Below are 21,502 nucleotides of genomic sequence, written 5' to 3'. Positions count from 1 at the left end.
AAAACATAATTTATCAAGTGTATATTTTTTGAGGAGAGCATAAAATGGAAAATATCGGAAAAGAAATTGTATTTCAGTCTGTTCCCGAGACTCGTGTAAAATTTGTCAGAATTTTTGTTTTCGTTGCTGCCGGCATGGCAGGGCTTCTTTTTGGCCTGGATCAGGGTGTTATTTCCGGTGCCTTGCCCTTTATCGCCAAAGAGTGGCAGCTTGACAGCCATTTGCAGGAATGGGTGGTAAGTTCCATGATGGTAGGCGCTGCTGCAGGTGCCGTTATAGCTTCAAAACTGTCAGCCGGGATAGGCCGAAAACGTGCCCTGATGATAGGTGCCGCTTTGTTTATCATCGGCTGCATCAGCTCAGGATCTGCTGCCAGCGTAACTATTCTTATAGGCGCCAGACTTATTTTGGGATTATCTGTGGGCATTGCTTCGTATACTGCGCCTTTATACCTGGCCGAAATGTCTGATAAAGATGCCCGGGGAAGTATCATTTCCGGATATCAGCTAATGGTTACCGTAGGAATCCTGGCGGCTTTTTTATCTGATACTTATTTTAGTTATACAGGAGATTGGCGTTCCATGCTCATGATTATTTCCATCCCTGCGGCAGCACTGATCTTATGTGTTATCGCTCTGCCGGAAAGTCCCCGCTGGCTGGCTTCCAAAGGACGTTTTCAAGATTCGGCAAGGGTTTTAAGTTCCATGCACACAGACCCCGCAATCGCGCGATCAGAATTAAACGATATCAGAGAAAACTTGAAACTCAAGCAGGCCGGCTGGGAGCTTTTTAAGGCGAATAAAAATGTGCGCCGTGTAGTATTTCTGGGTGTTCTTCTTCAGTTTATGCAGCAGCTCACGGGCTTCAACATAATCATGTATTATTCTCCTAAAATATTAAGCATAGCCGGTTTTTCTTCCACAGAGGATCAAATGATAGGTACTGTGATAAACGGACTTGTATTTGTTCTGGCGACACTTATTGCCGTCGGAACCGTAGATAAATCCGGACGCAAGCCGGCTTTAAAAAGATGCTTTGCCATCATGGCTGTATCTTTGTTTATATTAGGAATATGTTTCTTTACTCTCGAAAACGGTACTACTCTTCCTTTTATTCCATATCTTTCCGCCGGTATGACAATATTGGCCATTATTGGTTTTGGCTTTGGTGCAGGACCCGTAGTTTGGATATTGTGTTCGGAAATCCAGCCATTGAAAAGCCGCGATTTCGGCATTGCCTGCTCAACTATGACAAATTGGCTTTCATGCACTTTAATAGGTGCCACCTTCCTGACTTTGCTTGATACTTTGGGATCTACAATGACTTTTTGGCTATATGCCGCATTAAATGCGCTGTTTGTTTATCTTACAATACGCTATGTACCAGAAACAAAAGGAGTATCTTTAGAAAAAATTGAACAAAATTTAATGGAAGGCAAAACATTAAAAGATATTGGCTGCTAAATCCCCAACTAAACAATAGCTAATTTAATTCCCTTGATGATATAATATTCATAAACTAAATTCTCGTTCAGCTTAAGTATAAACCAATTATGTTAATATTCTTTTTGCTGAATCAGATTTCATTAAACTATCTTTCTATATTATAGCATTGCAGGGGGCCTTTCGATGGTTACAATCAAACAAATCGCAGATTTGTGCGGAGTTTCACGGGGTACTGTGGACAGAGTCATTAATGAGCGGGGAAATGTAAAGACAGAAACACGTGATTTGGTCTTGAATGTTATAAAAAAGCTGGAATACAGACCGAATCCTGCCGGTAAAGCATTGTCGGCGCGCAAGAACAATCCGGTCGTGGGCATTTTAATTCCCGCTGAGGGAAATCCTTTTTTTGACGATGTTATCCGTGGTATTAAAACAGCTGCCGAAAAATACGAGATTTACGGTTTGAATATTCTGTTTCATACTACACGCGGCTATAATATAAGGGCACAGCTGCAGATTCTGGATGAACTGAAAAATAAAATAAACGCCCTGATAATCAGCCCCATTAATGATCCATTAATAATAAACAAAATAAATGAATTTGTTGATGAGGGAATTTTTGTAGTAACCCTGAATAACGACGCTGATGAATCTCATCGCCACTGTTATGTTGGCAGCAATTATGTAAATGGCGGTGAAACTGCGGGAGCATTGTTGCAGATGATAGCCCCGCCCAAAGCCAATATAGGCATAATCATGGGGTCCTCCAAAATATTGGGACACAGACAGCGCTTAAAAGGTTTTGAATACAGTATCAATAAAAATAATGATTTTAGAATAATTGATATTCAGGAAAATGATGATGATGATATTTGCTCATACGATAAGACAAGAGAAATGATTATACGCTATCCCGAGATAAATGCTTTATTTATAGTAGCAGCGGGCGTATACGGCGCATGCAGGGCAGTACTTTCTCTTAACAGACAGGATAATCTGACTATTCTGGCCTTTGATACAGTTCCTACCACTATAGAAATGATGAAAAATCATGTCATAAAAGCTGTAATTTATCAGCATCCATATCGACAGGGACAACGCGCCATGCAGATTATTTTCGAATATCTGGTAAATGGAATTGATCCTGATAAAACTAAACATATTATGAAAAATGAAATAAAAATTTTGGAAAATTTATGAGGTGTGACAATGAAAAATATATCGGATAATTCTTTCAAAGAATATGGCAGGATACTCCAAATAGACAGCTCTGCCTTCATAAAAACAATGACGGCAAAAGCAGCTGTAAAACAAGATGTGGTATATGAAGCGTCCGATAAAGAATTGGAAAATCTGCCTTTATTCGGACAGATGCAGCACGAAATCTTTGGCGGACTCGACATTGAATTCGGTTTCTGCAGCGGCTGTAATACAAAATTAAATGCGGTAGAGTACCATCGCACTTCGGAAATTGATATAGCTGCCACCGATCTCATTTTAATGCTAGGGCACCAGCAGGATATTGACTACAGCACCAATACCTATGAAACTGATAATATAGAACTTTTCTTTGTGCCGCAGGGAACTGCGGTAGAATTATATGCCACGACTCTCCATTATGCGCCATGCCGTCAAAACGACGAAGAATTCCGCTGCGGCGTAATATTGCCCAAGGGAACCAACATGCCTCTGCCGGCAAAACGATCTTCCGCCGACGGTGAAAACAGATTACTGTTCGCAGTAAATAAATGGCTGATTGGCCATACAGAAAGCAATATAGATAAAGACGGCGGATTTATCGGTCTTATCGGCCAAAATACCCACTGCTGATTTCCGGTGGCATGCCGGTGAACAGCCGATTAAGGCAAGGTTTGTATATGTTGAAAAAGATAGAAAAAGCAGCTATAGTCATTTTGACAACAGCTGCTTTTTTTATCTTTTAATAAAATTCAATAGCCTAAAATAATAAAGAAAAACTTAATACATCATATATAGCTTTTCAGCAATTCCTCTATTACTGCCGTATCAGTCTGCCTATCCACAAGAGGTCCTCCATTCGCCAGTATTTTATTTTTACTATGATATACCGGTTTTTCCTGTTCATAGATTATTCCTATGGGAATTCTATCACCAAATTCCATTGCCATGGACATTGCGGCAATTTTATTATTTGTTTCGTATTCTTCCGGCAATTCATAAACTCTTTTATTATACCAGCCGAAAGTATTCAATTTATTGAAGCTGACGCATGGCTGCAAAATATCCACTAAAGCATATCCTTTATAATTTATTGCTTTTTTCATTATTTTAATGAGATGTTCTTTTTTCCCCGAAAAAGCTCTGGCAACAAATCCAGCTCCTGCCGCAATAGCGAGCAGTACCGGATTTAATGGTTCATTGAAATTACCGTCAACCTGGACCCCTGTCACAAGACCTGTCATAGAGGTAGGCGAAGCCTGCCCTTTTGTCAGTCCATAAATTTGGTTATCGTGGACAAAATGAGTAATGTCCACATTACGCCGGATGTTATGCAGAAAATGATTGCCGCCCTCGCCATATGAGTCACCATCACCGGTATTGACAATGACTGTCAAGTTTTCGTTGGCGATTTTAGCCGCAACAGCGGCCGGCAGCGATCTGCCATGCAGCCCGCAGAAAGCATTTGTATTTATATATTGAGGGGTCTTGGCTGCCTGTCCTATGCCGGCTGCCACAAGAACCGTTGAAGGATCTTTATCCAATTCTTCCAATGCCGTTTTCAAACAGTCTATAATCGGAAAATTTCCGCAGCCCGGGCACCATGCTGTTTCATAAGTGCAAAATTTCTCAGTCATTTTTTATCTCTCCTTTTCTTATCCGCAGAGCTATCTCTTCTCCCGACAGTTGCCTGCCGTCATATTTAAGCACACTGCCGTCAAACACTATATTCGTCTCTTCACATATCAATTTGGCTAACTGTCCCGTAGCATTCTGCTCAATATTTATAATATATTCAGCCGTTTCTGCCTTTTCCTGCAAAACTTTCTTCGGCAAAGGATATATATCACCGAACACCAAGGCTGCGTATTTTAGATTACCATCTTTATTCAACAATTCCACCGCTTCTTTTATTGGCCCCCATAACGATCCCCAGCCCAGCAGCAGCACATTGAATTTTTTTTCTCCTATAAAGTCTGGTTCTGCCAATTCCTTACTCAGGTTTATGAGTTTTTTCATACGTTTATCGACCATTTTTGTCCTGACCTCAGCAGATTCGGTTATATGGCCTTTTTCATCATGCTCGTCGCTGTCTGCTATAACCACAGCCTGTCCGCTTTTTCCCGGTATCAACCGCGGTGATACACCGCTTTCAGAATATCTGTAGCGCAGATATTCTTCTCCCGTATATGATGAACTTGGTCTGGCCGGTTTTATCCGTTTCGGATCAAAAAGCTCAACGGTAGACAGCGAATCACCTAAATATTGATCGCTGAGCACTATTACCGGAATCTGATATCTTTCCGCAATATCAACAGCTCTCATTGTCTGATAAAATGCATCCTGCGCACTGCGCAGAGCGATGACCATACGGGGAAATTCGCCTTGTGATGCCGATCTTACAAAATCGAGATCGCTTTGTTCCGTTCTTGTGGGAAGGCCCGTGGCAGGTCCCGGCCTCTGTACATCAATGACAACTAAAGGTATTTCTGCTATACCGGAAAATCCCAAGGCTTCGACCATTAAAGAAAAACCTCCGCCGGACGTTCCTGTCATTGCACACACACCCGCATAGGATGCTCCTATTGCCATATTCACGGCGGCTATTTCATCTTCTGCCTGTTCCACTACTATTTGTGCTTTGTTGCTTTTAGCCGCCAGGGATTCCATTATTCCTGTTGACGGTGACATCGGATATGCCGAATAAAACTTTACACCGGCTGCGGCAGCTCCCAGCGCCACGGCATCTGTGCCTGAAATAAGCATATTGTCTGCATATTTTCCGTCTATATGTCTGAATCGATTTTCAACCGCGTCATATCCCGCTTTCACTGCCTCGATATTCATAGCAAAATAATCCGGTTTTACGGAAGTTTTCAATATTTTTTCAACATGCTGAAGTGATTCTCCAAACAACTTGAGCACCGCTCCCACCGATATGCTTCCGGCTACACGCGGGTTGCCTATTTTTTTAGCGATATCATTCATATTTATTTTAAGCATACGTTCATCTTCTGCCGTCAATTTAGTATCGCAGAGAATAAAACCTTTTTCTTTTAAGCTGTTTTTATGAAGCTTCACTGTATCATTATCAAGAGCTATTATCCCATCCAAAATTTCGCTGTGTGAATATACAGGCTGCGCACCAAAGCGCATCAAGGAAAAGTTATGCCCGCCGCGGACACGTGACATAAAATCTTTGATACTAAAAACATTATACCCTGACGCTTTGAATAATTTTTCCAGAATTGCCGCAGTCGTATCAATCCCCTGCCCGGCTGCACCGCCTATCAATAAATTATACATTCCCATTCTCCTCTTTCCTTGATAATATTTTATTTACTTTATTCCTAAAATTATAAAGATTTAACAAAAAACCTTCTAAATAATAAGATTTCTCTGCAGCGAATAATTTTCCTTCTATAAAATTAATTTCTCCGCCAAATAAGCTATATATAATCACAAATCTAAAATAAACACCGATAAAACAATATATATATTCCTTTACCGGTGTTTATTGATTCAATATTCCTTTATGAAAGTTTAACGGCTTATTTTACACCTATCACATCATACCCAGCATTTGTGACCGCATTTTTCAAAACATCCGCAGTTACATTTTCACCTGCCGAAACCACGGCATTTTTATTTTCCAGGCTTACCTTCACGGAATCGACACCATCCACCTGCTGCAAAGCTTTTTCCACTCTGCCTGTGCAGTGCCCGCAGCTCATACCTTCAATCATAATCGTTGTTGTTTTCATATTATTTTCCTCTTTTCCTTTATAAACATCTATATTTGAATTTGGTACCGATTCATCTTCATTGACAGAGTCGCCAAGCCGCAGTCTTTTCAGCCGCAAAGCGTTGCTGACAACACATACACTGCTGAGACTCATCGCCGCCGCGGCAAACATCGGATTGAGGCGTATGCCCCAAGTCAAGTAAAGAGCACCGGCAGCCAAAGGAATACCAATAACATTGTAAAAGAATGCCCAGAATAAATTTTCTTTTATATTGCGTATTACAGCCTTGCTGAGCCTGATTGCCTTTGCTGCATCGAGAAGATCGCTTTTCATTAAAACAATATCCGCACTGTCTATAGCCACGTCGGTCCCTGCGCCGATAGCGATACCGACGTCAGCAGCGGCCAACGCAGGAGCATCGTTCACTCCATCGCCGACCATGGCCACCACATGCCCTTCTTGTTTTAATGCACTTACCTGCGCTTCTTTTTGATCAGGCAGTACTCCGGCTATGACATGTTCTATCCCCGCCTGTTTACTGATGGCTTTCGCTGCGGCCTCACTGTCCCCCGTCAGCATTATCACATTTATTCCATATGATTTCAGCTTTTCTACAGCTTTTCTGCTTGTTGCTTTTATCGTATCAGCCACTGCTATTATACCCAAAACATTTTTCTCATCCGCAAATATCAACGGTGTTTTGCCCTGACCGGCAAAAGTCTGTACAAGATCATAAAATCGGCCCTTGAAGTCGATCTGTTTTTCCTTCATCAGTTTTTCATTGCCTGCATAATATTTATGTCCGTTTAAAATACCTTCTGTCCCGCGGCCAAAATATGCGGCAGATTCGGACACCGGCAGCAAGGCAATATCTTCCTGTATGCATTTATTGACTACTGCTTCTGCCAGTGGATGCTCGCTGCCTTTTTCTATGGAACCGGCAATTATCAGCAGTTCTTTTTCAGCTATGCCCTCAGCACATATTATATCTGTTACTTTTGGTTTTCCCTGTGTTATCGTACCGGTCTTGTCAAGGACCATTGTATCTATCTGATGCGCAGTCTGCAACGCTTCTCCCGATTTTATCAAGACACCGTGCTGTGCGCCTCTGCCAGTACCGGTCATAATAGCTACCGGAGTGGCAAGTCCGAGTGCACAGGGACAGGAAATGACTAAAACAGCAATCGCCGTCGAAACGGCAAACTCTGCACCTGCCCCCATACTAAGCCAAAAAACAGCGGTAACTATCGCTAAACCTATGACGACTGGAACAAAAACGCCCGCTATTTTATCAGCCAATTTGGCAATCGGCGCCTTGCTTGATGAAGCTTCCTCCACTAACTTTATAATCTGAGCAATTGTAGTATCTTCGCCTACCCTCACCGCCTTGGCTTTTATTAAACCAGTTTTATTTATCGACGCCGAAATCAGCTTGTCACCTTTTTCTTTTGCCGCAGGCATACTTTCTCCTGTTATTGCTGATTCATCAAAGAAAGATTTTCCTTCAAGAACTATGCCGTCCACTGCCGCTGCCTCTCCCGGTTTCACAATGTAGATATCACCGGCGGCTACCTGTTCTGCATCAATAACTTCTTCTCTGTCATTTCTTATAACGGTCACCGTTTTCGGTGTAAGCTGCATCAGCTTGGTAATTGCCTCACTGGTTTTTCCTTTTGATCTGGCCTCAAGAAACTTCCCCACCGTTATCAAAGTCAGAATCATTCCTGCCGATTCAAAATAAAGATTCAGTCTATACTGTTCAACAACTGCCATATCAGCATGACCCAGCCCATAACCAATGCGATAAATAGCAAATATCCCATACACAGCGGCTGCACCAGCGCCTATGGCAATCAAACTGTCCATATTGGGACTGCCTTTAAAGAGCGTCTTAAAACCATTTTCGAAATAATTCCGGTTGACGAACATTATTGGGAGCAACAGTATAAGCTGCGTAAATGCGAAAGCGACTGCATTTGCATCACCGGTAAAATAATTGTCCATAAAAACAGGCATTTCCCATGAAAGAGCTTCATAAAGCATATGCCCCATTGCGATATACAGCAGGGGGAGTAAAAAAACAATCGAAACTATGAGTCGCTTCTTCATGGCAGCTATCCCCGTATTTTGAGACGGCAGCTGTTTTTTTTCTGCTTTTCCATATACAGAAGCACCATAGCCGGCATTTTCAACAGCATTCACTATTTCTGCTGTCTTCGTAATCTTATTGTCAAAATCTACCTGCATGCTGTTAGTGAGCAAGTTGACACTGACCGACGATACACCTGACACCTTTGCCACGCTTTTTTCCACATGCGATGAACATGCAGAACAAGTCATTCCTGTTACCGCAAACTTCTCCTTCACTTTTCCCACCTACTTCATTTGTTTTTTCAAAAGCTCGCAAAGCTCATTGATGGCCTCATCATTGCCTTTTCTTATATCTTCCGCCACACATGTCTTTATATGCCGCGCCAGCAGTTCTTTATTAAAACTGTTCAATGCTGATTGAACGGCTGAAACCTGTATCAGGATATCTACACAATAACGGTCTTCATCGACCATTGCTTTGAGCCCTCTGACCTGACCCTCGATTTTATTAAGCCTGGTCATTAAGTTCTTTTTTTCCTCCATATCTCTTCTTTTATATTTTATACCATCGTTATTCTTATTATTGCATTGACATACCATATTATCGCCTCCTTATACCCCCATGGGGTATATTAAAACTATACGACTTTATTTATTAGTTGTCAAGTATGAGATAATAATCAGCTGATAAATTAAAAATACTTATATATCAGCGACCAAGGAATATTATTGTAAAAAAATGCCGGTCATCTTTCGAATGACCGGCATTTTGCAGAATATCCTGCTGAGCAATATTTTTTCAGTAATATTTATTTAAAAACCTGAGAAATTATATCTTTATTATTTATGTTTGATAAATATTCCTTCGTTAAGTTCAGAAAAGGCTTCCGCCAGTTCTTCTTTTGTATTCATTACGATAGGACCGCCCCATGCTACCGATTCATTCAACGCTTTTGCCGAAAAAAAGATAAATCTCACATCATTTTCCGCCGGAGCAGTTATATTCACGTAATCACCATCTTTAAACAACACTGCTGTCTTTTCAGCAATGTGCTCTCCTGCCGCAAATATATCACCTAAGATAGTAAAGACAAATACATTTTCATCCTGCTTTGTAGGCAGCTTTATTACTTCATTTTTAGGCAAAATTATGTCATATATACTAGCCGGTATATATTTTGGCAGAACACCCTTTTTCCCGCCAAAACTTCCTGACAGCACTGCAATCTCTGCCGATCCGGCTTTTGTCCTGGTTATCATATCTTTAGTGATACTCATATAAGCCGGTTCCGTCATCTTATTTTTCTGCGGCAGATTCAGCCAAAGCTGAAATCCCAGCATTCGATCACTCTCCCGCGGCATTTCCTGGTGCAGTATGCCGCTTCCGGCTGTCATCCACTGGCACTCGCCTTCACGAATAACACCCGTATTGCCAAGACTGTCCTCGTGATCAATTTTCCCTTTTATTAAATAGGTTATTGTTTCGATTCCTCTATGCGGATGCATCGGAAATCCTGCTGTATAATCCTCCGGCTTTACAGAGTCAAATGAGTCCAGCATCAAAAAAGGATCAAAATCTCTTATTGTATTATTTCCTAATACACGTACCAGTCTTACCCCGGCCCCATCAACAGCCTTTTCGCCGACAACCTTCTGCTTAATCTGTCTTTCCTTCATAACAATCCGCCCTCCTTGATATTTCATCCATCATCAGAAAATTAATATAAATACATTATAACAGACTATGAATAAAAAAGTACTTGGCTTGAAGATTATTTACAGCCTATTCTCACAAAATCATATGGATTGAAAAATATCCTTTATGCCGTGCTTTTTATTAATCTCTCATACTATACTTGACAAAAATAATTTCATATGTGAATATATATTATCTTATTATGAATATCATTGCATTGAGGTGGAAGTTATGGCAGAAAATATTGCAATGCCCGTCGGCATCATTATAGATTGTTCCGTGATTTTTGCAGCAACAATTGTCGGCAGTCTGATGAAAGGAAAATACCAAAAAGGAAAATTTCAATTTCTTATAAACTTTTCAGGACTGTCTGCTATCTGCATAGGAATTATTTCTTTGATCAAGCAGGAAAACATATCTGTGGTATTATTTTCACTAGGATTAGGCCTCATCGTAGGAGAAAAGTTTCAAATATATGAAATCATAAAGAAAATAGCCCGGCAAATATTTTTTTTATTGCATTTAGAAAAAGAAACATTAAGCGAAGAATATGTTTCCTTATACTTGTTAGTCCTTATGATATTCTGCGCCAGTGGCACCAATATTTTTGGCGCGATCACAGAAGGTTTAAATGGAGACGCTACCATACTTATTGCTAAAAGTGTTATGGATATTTTTGGTGCCTTTACTTTTGCGACTGTATTAGGTTTTCCAATGCTGCTCATTATTATCCCTCAAGTCATCATTTTGGGAGCATTATTTTTTTTATCAACATTTATGGCACCACATATAACCGCTACAGCCATTGAAAATTTTATCTCTGTAGGAGGCATTATTACGCTTGTAATAGGACTGGATATATTACATTTCAAATCTGTCAATGCGATCAATTTACTGCCTGCGCTGATTATTGTTTTTTTTGTTGATAGTATAGCACGAATGTTTCTTCTTTAATTGACAAAGCCGCCTGACTCAAATTACTATGCATTATATGTCTCTAGCAAGCTAAAAATGCATTGGCAGTGTAGACAGATTTGACTTTATTGGTGTATGATGATATGATTAAGTAACACTAAAAGTAATCTTATTATAAGTTTAGGATACATGAGAGCCCTTTTTTGTCGGGGGTTCTTTTTTTGTGCTATAAAATAGTACCATATTTAATGTGCATATTCTTATTGAGCTACTATATCAACATAAATTTACGGGTGAAATAAAATGGAAACTAACTTGCAGCATACTTTTATGGCTTCTGCCGTAAAAATATTAACTAAATATGAATTTAATGACGTGATAAACAATATTCTTGAGGCACAAGAATATTACAGCAAGAAAAATTATCAAGAGACCATCAGCAATTCATTATTGGCGCTTGATAATACAATGAAATATATTTGTATAAGTAAAAAATGGATTGTCAGTTTAAATTCGGGGACTAAACTTATCAATATAATTTGCAACAGCAAATTGATTCCCGGATATATGCAAACTCAATATACGTCTTTATCTAATATCTTAAAAATTAATATTTCTTCACTGAAAAAAAGCAAACCATTAAAACCTTCAAGCGATATTCCCGAATATTTTGCTGTTTTTGCACTGCAGTCAACAATAGCAAGCATAATTTTTTTAATGAATGCTTTTGAAGACAGCAATAAATATTAATGTACGATAATTAATATTATCAGCCATTAATCAGGAGGAGAATAAATAATATAAAATTTTTACAGCCAGGGAATATATTCTCTGGCTGTTTTTCATAAAAACAAATATTTGATTATTTATAACTCACGACTTCTATATCATTGCTTTTCAGTAAATATTCCAACTCTTCTATTTCAGCTCCAACCGGTGTGGAATATTTTTCTGGAGACATGCCAAGTGCCCGCATTTTTTCGTAGCCTAATATATGATAGGGAAGCAGTTCAACTTTATTCAGAGAATTCTCCCGCAGAAAATCAATCATTGCTGCGAAATTCTGCTTATCTGTATTTATGTTTTTTATCAAGGGAACTCTTATTACTATATTGTCATTAATTTGTGCGGCAGCCGCTATATTATGAAGAATTTCTTCATTTCCTATGCCGGTATATTTTTTGTGCCGAATACTATTCATCATCTTTATGTCGAAAAAAATCATATCCATTGCCGCAATAATATCTTTACAGGCTTCTGCATCAAAATATCCGCAGCTTTCCGCGGCGGTAGAAATTCCCAACTGCCCGCATCTTTTAATCAATGCACGTAAATATGCCGTATGAAGGAACGGTTCGCCACCTGAAAACGTAACACCGCCGCCTGATTCATCAAAAAAGATCATATCCTTTTTTAATTGATCCATTACTTCATCGGCAGAAAAATACGTTCCCATCATCTGGCGGGCATTGACCGGACAGACCTGCAGACAATGTCCGCAGGTCTTACATTTTTCATTATGAAAAAATATCCGTCCCGCACTGTCCGTATTATTAGCCAAAGACGGGCATACCGTAATACATTTTCCGCAGCTGATACATTTATGTGCGAAAAACATTACCTGCGGAACATCTCTCCATGATTCGGGATTGGCACACCAACGACAGCGCAGTCTGCATCCCTTGAGAAAAATAGTGGTGCGTATGCCCTCTCCGTCATTGACAGACAGCCGCTGCATTTGGAATATATAATCACATTGTTTCATAAGTAGTTCTTTCAATTATTGCGTTCTGAGCTTTTCTTGATAAATTAACAAACTGTGTACTGTATCCGGCAACTCTCACTAAAAGATCACGGTAGTCCTTAGGATTTTCCTGTGCTTTATAAAGAATGTCAGGAGATATTACATTGAACTGTATATGGAATGCTCCCAAGGCAAAATAACCTTTAATCAGTGCAGCCAGATTATTGAGCCCTCTGTCTGTTTTTATCAAATCAGGAGAAAGTTTTACATTCACAAGCGTCCCTCCCTGATGAATATCATGATTTATTTTTGCAGCTGACCGCATAGCTGCTGTGGGACTCGTTATATCTGTTCCGGCATGTGGAGACACGCCTTCTGTCAACGGTGCGCCCGCCTTGCGCCCATCCGGTGTTGCCCCTATGACGGAGCCTGCCGGTATATAATTGGATATGCCCATAAAAGCCGAATTAAATGGCGCATCGAAGATATCCTTGTATTTATGAATTTCCGTATGATAAAAATCAGATATTTCCGTGGCAATGGTGTCCACATAATTATCATCATTGCCGTATTTAGGCGCAGAAAACACAGCCGCATGCAGTTTTTCGAAACCCTGCCAATCAGCACGCAAAGCTTCGTCAAAATCCTGCAAGGTAAATAATTTTTTTTCAAAAACAAGTTGTTTTATTGCCGCCAGAGAATTAGCCGTATCGGCCAGGCCTATACCTGTAAGTACAGGCCCCAGACAATATTTGGCACCGCCCTGACTCAAATCACGGCCTTTTTCCATACATCCGTCCACCAGAAGAGACATGTAGGGACGCGGCACAATTTCCCTATGCACCTCCTGACAGATCAGTGAACCTGTCACCGCTGCTTTTATCAGGTTCGCAATTTGTTTAAAAAACAGGTTTTTAAACTCTTCATAAGTGTTTATATCGTTTATCGAAGTTTTCATTCCCATGATACTGTGTGTCATATTGCTGTATCCGTCATTTACCGCATATTCCATAGCAGCTGCCAAGTTTATATTCACTGCCGACGTCCACTCGCCTATCTTGCGAAAATGAGGTACAACGCAGCCGCAATTATTCCAGTCTCTCGCATCTTCCGGTGAAAGGCCCGCGGCCACAAGCATCTGTGAACCGGCCCGATCGTTGTGGATAGCAGGAAAACCCGTTCCCAGTCTTACCAGTTTGCACACTTCACGCAGAAATTCCGGCGGACAATTTGGATGAATACGTACACTGAGCCCCGGTTGATGTGTTTTGATATTGCTTGTTGCTTCAAGACAGAGATAAGATATATCATTTGTCGCGTCGCTGCCGTCGCGTTTTCTTCCTCCTACAGTAAGATTTTGGAAAGAATTATAACCTGCAAAAAATTGTGCCGTATTACTTGATATTGCCCATACCCATTCGGACAGCTTAATCCAGAGAGCTTCTATCCTTTCCAACGCTTCCTGCCGGGTAATGGCACCCTTGGCTATATCCTCCTTATAGTAAGGATACATATACTGATCAAATCGCCCTAAATTCAGCGCCAGAGAATTTTCTGATAAAATTGATCCCAATTGCGTAAACCAAACACACTGAATTGCCTCCTTGAAATTCTTTGGCGGCATTTCAGGTATATTTTTACATATAGCTGCAATTTCCATAAGTTCAGCCTGTCTGGCGGGATCAGCCTTTTCTGCCAATCTGGCAGCTTCCTGCGCATATCGTTTGGATAAAGTTATTATTCCTTCACAAACTATTATTTCAGACTGATAAAATGCTTTTTTATTTATATCTTCAGCCGTTACGCTGCTCAATGCATCAAGCTTCTGCTGCGCCTCTTTTTTCAGACCGCCAAAACCTTTTTTAAATATAAGATCCTGATAATCGGCTGTTATTTCGCCTACAGCGCTTCTCCACTTGGAATCATTGTCAACGATTCCAGTATCAACCAGCAATTTTGCCGTTTTTTTGTCAAGCCTGGCCAAAAATGTTTCTTCAAGTGACTTTCCCTTCCAATAAGGAAATACTTTTTCACTCAATATTGTTTTAGTATCATGATTTATTTCATACTGATCCTGAGGGCGATCAGAAAAATGATCCATTTCTTTTTCCACCCAGCTCCACGAATATTCAGGACAGATGATGCCGCTGCGGCGAAATTCACCGATGCTGCCTATGATCAATTCATCTTCAAATATGGGTGTATCTATTTCCTCACATACTGCACGGAAGGCCTTTGCCCTTCTTAATATAAGCTGTTCTCCTTCTGTGTTTTTATGAGACCGCGTAAAAATTTCCGCTCTCTTGCTGCTGATAGAAGGTGTTGTTTCAATATATTTTCTTTTAAAAGATTCCATACGCCGGCTTAACATAAATATTCCCCTTTTATTGAGTGGTCTGATGTCTTTTTATGTATCTGTCAAACTGTTTCCAAGCGCTCATCATGTGTTTTTTTAAAATTCTTTTTGCTTTTGCCGTATTTTTTTCTTCACAGGCTTTCAGCAAGGCTTCATGCTCTCCATGCGAAAATTCTCTGTAATTCATTTCGCCTAAATACAAGATCAAATACCTTGCCACATTATTATGAAGAACTCTTATCATATCAAGCAATCTGTCATTTTGGGCGGATTCATAAAGACATTCATGAAACAATGAATTTATTTCATTGTAATAGGCTGGATCTGTACAGTCTTTTTCAGCTTCGAGATACTCCGCTGCCTTGTTTATGACATATTTATCCATTTGGGGAATGGCGAGTTCTAACGCGCCCATTTCCAAAAATATACGTATCTGATAAATTTCCAGAGCAGCTTCCGATGACAATTCAGTCACCATAGCTCCGCGATTTGGCATAAAGCGAACCAGACCTTCTCCCTCCAAAATTTTCAGACCTTCTCTGAATGCACTGACACTGACATTGAATGCCTGCGCCAAAGCATCCTGCTTTAGCTGATCACCGCCTTTTAATTTTCCGACAAGTATTTGTCTGCGCAGATCATTGCTTATCTTTTCCGGAATAGTCATTCTTTCTAAATTGGTCATATTCAACTTTTCCATATTGAAACTATACCACCTTTTGATGAAAAATATAATATAATAATCGAATGTATACTGTATATTATCGATGTGATTCTATGTAATAATATATAAAAGGAGCCGCAGGATAAATTACAGTATTTGTGATTGTAATACCATAATCTTATCATGCGGCTCTATATTAAAAATGTTGAGTGGGCAATTTAATCAGAAATATTTTCTGCTAAAATATCAGCTATATGTTTTATTTTTATTTCCGGTGCGTTTTTATCAAGACCTCCGCCGATCTGCATCATGCATGCAGGACAAGCTACAGCAATAGTCTGAGCACCACTTTCTTTGATATTATGGATCTTTCTGTTCAGCAACTGAACGGATAAGTCCGCATACTTCATACCAAAGGAGCCTGCCATGCCGCAGCATTGATCGGCACCGTCCATTTCCACGTAATCGTAGCCGGGAGCACCTTCAAGCAGTCTGCGCGGTTCTTTATATATATCCAGGCTGCGCCTCATGTGGCATGAATCATGATAAGTTATTTTTTCCGCACCATGGGTGGTTTTCAAGCGTTTATTTTTTGCGTATGACATTTCTACCAGCGAAGTGAATTCTCTTATTTTTTTACTCAGATTTTCAGCACGCTCCAGCCATATCCTGTCATGGGCAAACAATTCTTTATATGTCTGTTTCAAAGTTTCTGCGCAGGTTGGACAGGCTGCCACTATATAGTCGGCATTTGCTTTTTCCAGCGCTTCTATATTCTGCATTGCTAGTTTGCGTGCCGTTTCAAGATCCCCTGCTCCTATGATCGGCTTACCGCAGCAATTCTGATCCTGCGGATATATTACCTCTGCACCGATATCTTGCAAAACTTTTACCACAGATTCACCTGTCTGGGGAAAAACAAAATCTAAATTGCAGCCGCTGAAAAAGGCCACCTTCATTTTTGCGGAGGAAGGATTATTTTTGAAGAGATCGTTTGCCCTGTCTCTGAATGGTTTATCTGCTATCGCCGGCAAGCTGCGTCCTTCTGTCATTTTGGCAAAAAACAATGGCAGATTACGAATAAATTTTCCTGATTTCACCGGCTTTTGTCCTATTGAAGCCGTTCTGAGCAGTGTATGAAAAATTTTTCTGTTCGTCATAATTTTTTGGAATATTAATTTTTCCGGCAGTGACAATCCTTTTTCCGCTACCCGCCTATTGCGTAATTCCTGAATAAGGTCTGGAATATTTATTTTTCCCGGGCACACCGTAGTGCATCGGCGGCACCCTATACATAAATCACTGAACTGAGCAAAATCATCCATACTGTTCAGCAGCCCCGTTAAAATAGCGCCTATGCCTCCCGAATAAATATGTCCATACACGTTACCGCCAACAGTCGACCATATGGGACAGACATTCAGACATGAAGCACACCGCACACATTGATATACTTCTTTCATTACCGGATCATGCGCTGCTTTCAGTCTTCCGTTATCAAGCAGAATAGCATACACCTTTTTATTTTCTTCTACCATCTTACCGTTTTTTTCATGAATTATCGGTGTAGGACCATCAACCAGCGTCAGATAGCTTACCATTCGCTGCCCCGTACCATTCCGCGGCAAAAGGCGCATTATCTTCGAAGCATCACTTATCTTCGGTATAAGCTTTTCATAGCCAATTATAATAACATGTATCGGCGGCATAGTCGTTACTATACGAGCATTGCCTTCATTCGTAACGAGACCTATGGCACCGTTCTCAGCTATGCCGAAGTTTGCTCCGGATATCCCCATATCTGCCTTCAGAAATTCCTTGCGCATCACTCGTCTGGCTGTCTGCACCATAAAGGGGATATCGCTCGGAATATCTTCCTTAAGCTCATCAGAAAAAAACTTGGCACATTGATTTCTGTTCAAATGAATCGCCGGCATTACCATATGTGATGGGTGCTGGCCCGCAACAGAAAGCATCCATTCGCCCAAATCCGTTTCCTTTACATGCAGGCCCTGCTCTTCCAAGTAATCATTCAGTCTTATTTCTTCCGTTGCCATCGACTTTGATTTTACAATATTATGCACATCATTTTCCCTGCATATTTCGAGCAGCTGCCGCTTAAGCTCTTCTCCGTCTTTAGCTCTGAAAACTTTGGCACCTCTTTTTTCCAGGGATTCCTGAAACTGATCAGCTAATTTTTCTATATGGGATACAGAGTAGCTTTTCATTTCCTTGAGGTCATCCCGCAAAGCTTCTATACTTTCAACATTGGCATAAGCCTTTGCTCTGGCGGCGGGATACTGTTCCGAAAATCTTTCCAGGTTGCTGCGCAGGATTTCATCATGCAGTTTATCTTCTATTTCTATTTTTATATTACGTTTTTCCATTTTTATCACTCCATCCCATCCACTGCAAATAGTATCAATCTGCTTGGACCATGCACACCTAAAGTCAGCACTCTTTCTATGTCCGAAGTACGGCTTGGTCCTGTAACAAAACCGGTGTACCCTTTATCAAAAACCTGTTCCAATATCTCAAAGGCATCCGTCATAGTATCCACTACATTGTTCTTATTCATAAATACTATATTTATAGGAGGCAGCATAGTAGCCACTCTGGCTTCATAGGAATAATTATCAACACAAATGCTTCCTGTTTCTCCCACACCAAACTCCGCGGTAGAAATACCTATATCAACAGAAGGTGCATTTCTTGCTATTTCAAACTTGTCTGTATAGACCTGATATTTTTGTCCCAGATTTTTATATATACGGCTCAGCTCCTCAGATTCTCCACCGCCGACAGCAGCCAATCTGGAAGCTTCTGCTCCAGCTATTATATCTTCAATGATCGGCATCGCATCTTCATAATTTTTTACTTCCTTTAACTCCACCGAGGCAGCCTGTGCGTTTTCTTTGAAATCATTCCAATACTTTTTATCTATAAATCCTTTTTGCAAATATTTCTGCCATTCGTGGCTTACCTTTCTCACTTTGATTCACTCCTCAATAATTTTCCGTTGCTATATATATCATATTATGCCGATACTTTTTACTGACAAACCTTGCAGGGATTCAAAATATTGAGCGGATCAAAAGCTTTTTTGATCCCTTTCATGATCTGTATGGCTTCTTCCGGCATGGATTTTTTCAGGTATTCTTTTTTTGCGTAGCCTATGCCGTGTTCTCCTGAAACGCTTCCTTTAAGGCTGTGGGCTTTCTGGTACATTTTTCCCATTGTCATTTCCAGGGTTTTTTCCCATTGTTCTTCTGTCATGTCATCTTTGAGGATGTAGGCGTGCAGGTTGCCATCTCCTGCGTGCCCGAAGCATTTTATTCTTGTGCCTGTTTGTTTTTGCAGCTGGTGGATGTATTCGACGAGGTCGTTGACGCTGCTGCGCGGTACTACTACGTCTACTTCGTCCATGGCCGTGGTGGAGCTTTTTATTGCTTCAAGGAATGCTCCTCTTGCTTTCCAGATGGCTTCGGCTCTTTCGTCGGTGTCGGCTATGAGCAGGTCGGTCGCTCCCTGTTCAAGGCAGATGTGTGCCACAGAGTCATAGTAGGAGGCTATTTCTTCCATCGTGCCTCCGTCGAATTTGAGCAGCAGGTAGGCGTCCGCCTGGTTGTCCGGGAATTTTCTGCCGAGGTATTCTTCGGCGTCTTTTATTACTTCTTTTTCCATGAATTCTATTGCGGTGGGGATGGCTTTGGATTTTATGATGGGGGGGACGGCGCTTATTGCTTGTTCAAGTGTAGGGAAGGGGACGAGCAGGCTGACGTTTTTTTTGGGCAGGGGCAAAAGCCGCAGGATCGCTTTGGTGATGATCGCCAGTGTTCCTTCCGAGCCTACTATAAGGTCTTTTAAGGCATAGCCGGAGCTGTTTTTTACTGTTTTGCCGCCCAGTGTCATTATTGTTCCGTCGGCAAGGACTATTTCAAGGCCGCGGATATAGTCGCGGGTGACGCCGAATTTGACGGCTCGCATTCCTCCGGCATTGGTGCTGATGTTGCCGCCTATAGTTGCTGATTTTTCTCCCGGGTCCGGCGGGTAGAAATAGCCTCTTTTTTCTACGTATTCGGCAAGTTCCATGAGCAGTACTCCCGGTTCTACGGTGAGGGTGAGGTTTTGCTCATCAAGTTCTATGAAGTGGTTCATGAGGGTGGTGTCGAGCAGGATACCCTGCTCGACAGCCACCGCGGCGCCTACAAGTCCTGTGCCGGCACCTCTCGGGGTCACGGGGATGTTGTTTTTATTTGCGTAGGCGAGGATCTTGGATATTTCTTCCGCAGCCGCGGCTTTTATGACCAGTTCCGGATAATGGCGTCCCGCACTCAGTTCGTCATGGCTGTATTCTTCATTGATTTCTTTTTGCCAGAGGATTCTTTCTCTGCCCGTTATTTCGCTCAGGTTCCGGAGGTCTTCTTCGGTTATTTGTTTATAAGGTGTCATAGTGCTTTTCCCCCTGTCTTTATTTTTTGGATCAGCTCGGGGATCACGTCGTAAATATCTGCCTTTACCGCATAGTTTGCCGTCTTGAAGATGGCAGCTTTAGGGTCATTGTTTATGGCAAAGATGGTGTCGGCATGGTTCATGCCCGCCACAAACTGGACTGAACCGGATACTCCGCAGGTAATGATAAGTTTTGGTCTTACTGTGCGTCCGCTGAGTCCTATTTGCTTTTTGGGGTCCATCCAGCCCGCCTCTACCAGCGGTCTTGTGGAGGCTGTCTGTCCTCCCAGCAGGTCGGCCAGTTCTTCGAGCATTTTCAGGTCGTCCTTTTTTTTGATGCCGCGTCCGGCAACGACAATGACATCTGCTCCGTCTATTGTTTTTTCTTTTGGTTTTTTGGTGACGCCGAGCACCTGAATGCGGCTTTTCAGTTTTTCGTCGCTTATGGCAAGCTCATGTACCGTTCCCGTTGCCGTGTCGCTCCATTTGGGAGCGTCCATTATCTTATAGCGCACGGTAGCCATCTGCGGTCTTGTGTTCGGGGTGAGTATCTCGGCCATAATATTGCCGCCGAAGGCCGGACGTATCTGAACAAGATCGGTGTTTTCTTTTATGTCAAGGATGGTGCAGTCCGCTGTAAGACCTGTGCCGAAACGTGCCGCTACGCGCGGAGCCAGCTGTCTTCCCACCGGTGTGGCACCCACGAGAATGGCTGCGGGTTTTATTTTGGTGATGAATTCTTCAAAGACACTGGTATATGCTTCGATTTTAAAGTATTCCAGCTGTGGTTTATCACAGATATATACTTTATCCGCTCCGTAGTGCAGAAGCTCTTCGGCCTTATGCTTTATACCGCTTCCTATGAAAAGCGCGTAAACAGGCTGTTTTATTTTTCCTGCCAGTTCTTTTGCTTTTCCCAGCAATTCATATGTTACGGGATGGATCGATCCGTCCACATGGTCCACGTAGACGGCTATGCCCCGCCATTTTGTTTTATCGATCTGCGGTGCCTTTTTATCTTCTACATATTCTATTGCCCCTTTGGGGCCCTTCTTTTCACACAGCCTGCACATGCGGCAGCCTGCATTTATGCTCAGCCGGCCGTCTTTTTCCTGCATAGCGCCGAACGGACAGATCATTGCCAGTGCTTTGGCATCCGTTATCTTTTCCTGATGAATCAATAGTTTTGCCATGGT

Annotated in this window: 17 protein-coding genes; 5 read left to right on the top strand and 12 right to left on the bottom strand. The window is 41.5% G+C overall.

Features of this window, described 5'->3' with window-relative positions; genetic code table 11:
- Window positions 1-44: 44 nt before the first annotated feature.
- From NXG61_RS10170 to NXG61_RS10160, 3 genes are all read left to right on the top strand, one after another.
- On the top strand, window positions 45-1,463 hold the full coding sequence (locus tag NXG61_RS10170; RefSeq protein WP_307223954.1) for a sugar porter family MFS transporter: 1,419 nt from the start codon (window positions 45-47) through the stop codon (window positions 1,461-1,463).
- A 165-nt stretch (window positions 1,464-1,628) separates the two neighbouring features.
- Window positions 1,629-2,645 carry a LacI family DNA-binding transcriptional regulator gene (locus NXG61_RS10165; RefSeq protein ID WP_307223956.1) on the top strand — a complete coding sequence of 339 codons (1,017 nt, stop codon included), beginning with the start codon at window positions 1,629-1,631 and terminating at the stop codon, window positions 2,643-2,645.
- A gap of 9 nt (window positions 2,646-2,654) precedes the next feature.
- On the top strand, window positions 2,655-3,275 hold the full coding sequence (locus NXG61_RS10160; RefSeq protein WP_307223958.1) for a DUF4867 family protein: 621 nt from the start codon (window positions 2,655-2,657) through the stop codon (window positions 3,273-3,275).
- Between the two features lie 155 nt (window positions 3,276-3,430).
- On the opposite strand, the gene NXG61_RS10155 is transcribed toward NXG61_RS10160, so the two are convergent.
- The 5 genes from NXG61_RS10155 to NXG61_RS10135 form a co-directional block, all read right to left on the bottom strand.
- Window positions 3,431-4,279 carry a 2-oxoacid:ferredoxin oxidoreductase subunit beta gene (locus NXG61_RS10155; RefSeq protein ID WP_196604713.1) on the bottom strand — a complete coding sequence of 283 codons (849 nt, stop codon included), beginning with the start codon at window positions 4,277-4,279 and terminating at the stop codon, window positions 3,431-3,433.
- Complete coding sequence (locus NXG61_RS10150) at window positions 4,272-5,948, bottom strand: 2-oxoacid:acceptor oxidoreductase subunit alpha (protein ID WP_307223960.1); 1,677 nt, start codon at window positions 5,946-5,948, stop codon at window positions 4,272-4,274. The genes NXG61_RS10155 and NXG61_RS10150 overlap by 8 nt, the downstream gene beginning before the upstream one ends.
- Window positions 5,949-6,193: 245 nt before the next feature.
- On the bottom strand, window positions 6,194-8,755 hold the full coding sequence (locus NXG61_RS10145) for a heavy metal translocating P-type ATPase (RefSeq protein WP_307223961.1): 2,562 nt from the start codon (window positions 8,753-8,755) through the stop codon (window positions 6,194-6,196).
- Between the two features lie 9 nt (window positions 8,756-8,764).
- Window positions 8,765-9,079: a metal-sensing transcriptional repressor gene (locus tag NXG61_RS10140; protein ID WP_307223963.1), complete on the bottom strand. Its 315-nt coding sequence runs from the start codon at window positions 9,077-9,079 to the stop codon at window positions 8,765-8,767.
- A 240-nt stretch (window positions 9,080-9,319) separates the two neighbouring features.
- Entirely contained in the window at window positions 9,320-10,156 is an 837-nt protein-coding gene (locus NXG61_RS10135) for a pirin family protein (protein WP_307223965.1), read from the bottom strand.
- A 250-nt stretch (window positions 10,157-10,406) separates the two neighbouring features.
- Here NXG61_RS10135 and NXG61_RS10130 point away from each other — a divergent pair, with 250 nt between their 5' ends.
- Window positions 10,407-11,129 carry a DUF554 family protein gene (locus tag NXG61_RS10130; protein ID WP_307223966.1) on the top strand — a complete coding sequence of 241 codons (723 nt, stop codon included), beginning with the start codon at window positions 10,407-10,409 and terminating at the stop codon, window positions 11,127-11,129.
- 264 nt (window positions 11,130-11,393) lie between these two features.
- Window positions 11,394-11,840 (top strand): DUF7014 domain-containing protein, encoded by a 447-nt coding sequence (locus NXG61_RS10125; protein ID WP_196604709.1) that lies wholly within the window; start codon window positions 11,394-11,396, stop codon window positions 11,838-11,840.
- 112 nt (window positions 11,841-11,952) lie between these two features.
- On the opposite strand, the gene NXG61_RS10120 is transcribed toward NXG61_RS10125, so the two are convergent.
- The 7 genes from NXG61_RS10120 to NXG61_RS10090 form a co-directional block, all read right to left on the bottom strand.
- Window positions 11,953-12,870: a glycyl-radical enzyme activating protein gene (locus NXG61_RS10120; protein ID WP_432748917.1), complete on the bottom strand. Its 918-nt coding sequence runs from the start codon at window positions 12,868-12,870 to the stop codon at window positions 11,953-11,955.
- Window positions 12,842-15,205 carry a glycyl radical protein gene (locus NXG61_RS10115; RefSeq protein WP_307223969.1) on the bottom strand — a complete coding sequence of 788 codons (2,364 nt, stop codon included), beginning with the start codon at window positions 15,203-15,205 and terminating at the stop codon, window positions 12,842-12,844. Before NXG61_RS10115 ends, NXG61_RS10120 begins: the two co-directional genes overlap by 29 nt.
- A gap of 13 nt (window positions 15,206-15,218) precedes the next feature.
- Complete coding sequence (locus NXG61_RS10110) at window positions 15,219-15,890, bottom strand: GntR family transcriptional regulator (RefSeq protein WP_196604706.1); 672 nt, start codon at window positions 15,888-15,890, stop codon at window positions 15,219-15,221.
- Window positions 15,891-16,072: 182 nt separating this feature from the next.
- Window positions 16,073-18,241: an L-lactate dehydrogenase (quinone) large subunit LdhH gene (gene ldhH / locus NXG61_RS10105; RefSeq protein ID WP_307223971.1), complete on the bottom strand. Its 2,169-nt coding sequence runs from the start codon at window positions 18,239-18,241 to the stop codon at window positions 16,073-16,075.
- Window positions 18,242-18,246: 5 nt separating this feature from the next.
- Window positions 18,247-18,846, bottom strand: a complete 600-nt coding sequence (locus NXG61_RS10100; RefSeq protein ID WP_196604704.1) for a LutC/YkgG family protein — start codon at window positions 18,844-18,846, stop codon at window positions 18,247-18,249.
- Window positions 18,847-18,905: 59 nt separating this feature from the next.
- A complete protein-coding gene (locus tag NXG61_RS10095) occupies window positions 18,906-20,306 on the bottom strand; it encodes an FAD-binding oxidoreductase (RefSeq protein WP_432748916.1) in 1,401 nt (466 codons plus the stop codon).
- Window positions 20,303-21,499, bottom strand: coding sequence for an electron transfer flavoprotein subunit alpha (locus NXG61_RS10090; RefSeq protein WP_307225418.1), 1,197 nt, complete (start codon window positions 21,497-21,499; stop codon window positions 20,303-20,305). The genes NXG61_RS10095 and NXG61_RS10090 overlap by 4 nt, the downstream gene beginning before the upstream one ends.
- Window positions 21,500-21,502 lie beyond the last annotated feature (3 nt).

This window comes from Pectinatus haikarae (assembly GCF_050916305.1).
Classification (GTDB): domain Bacteria; phylum Bacillota; class Negativicutes; order Selenomonadales; family Selenomonadaceae; genus Pectinatus; species Pectinatus haikarae.
Note: the sequence above shows the minus strand (reverse complement) of the source record. Positions and strands in the feature narration are given on the sequence as shown.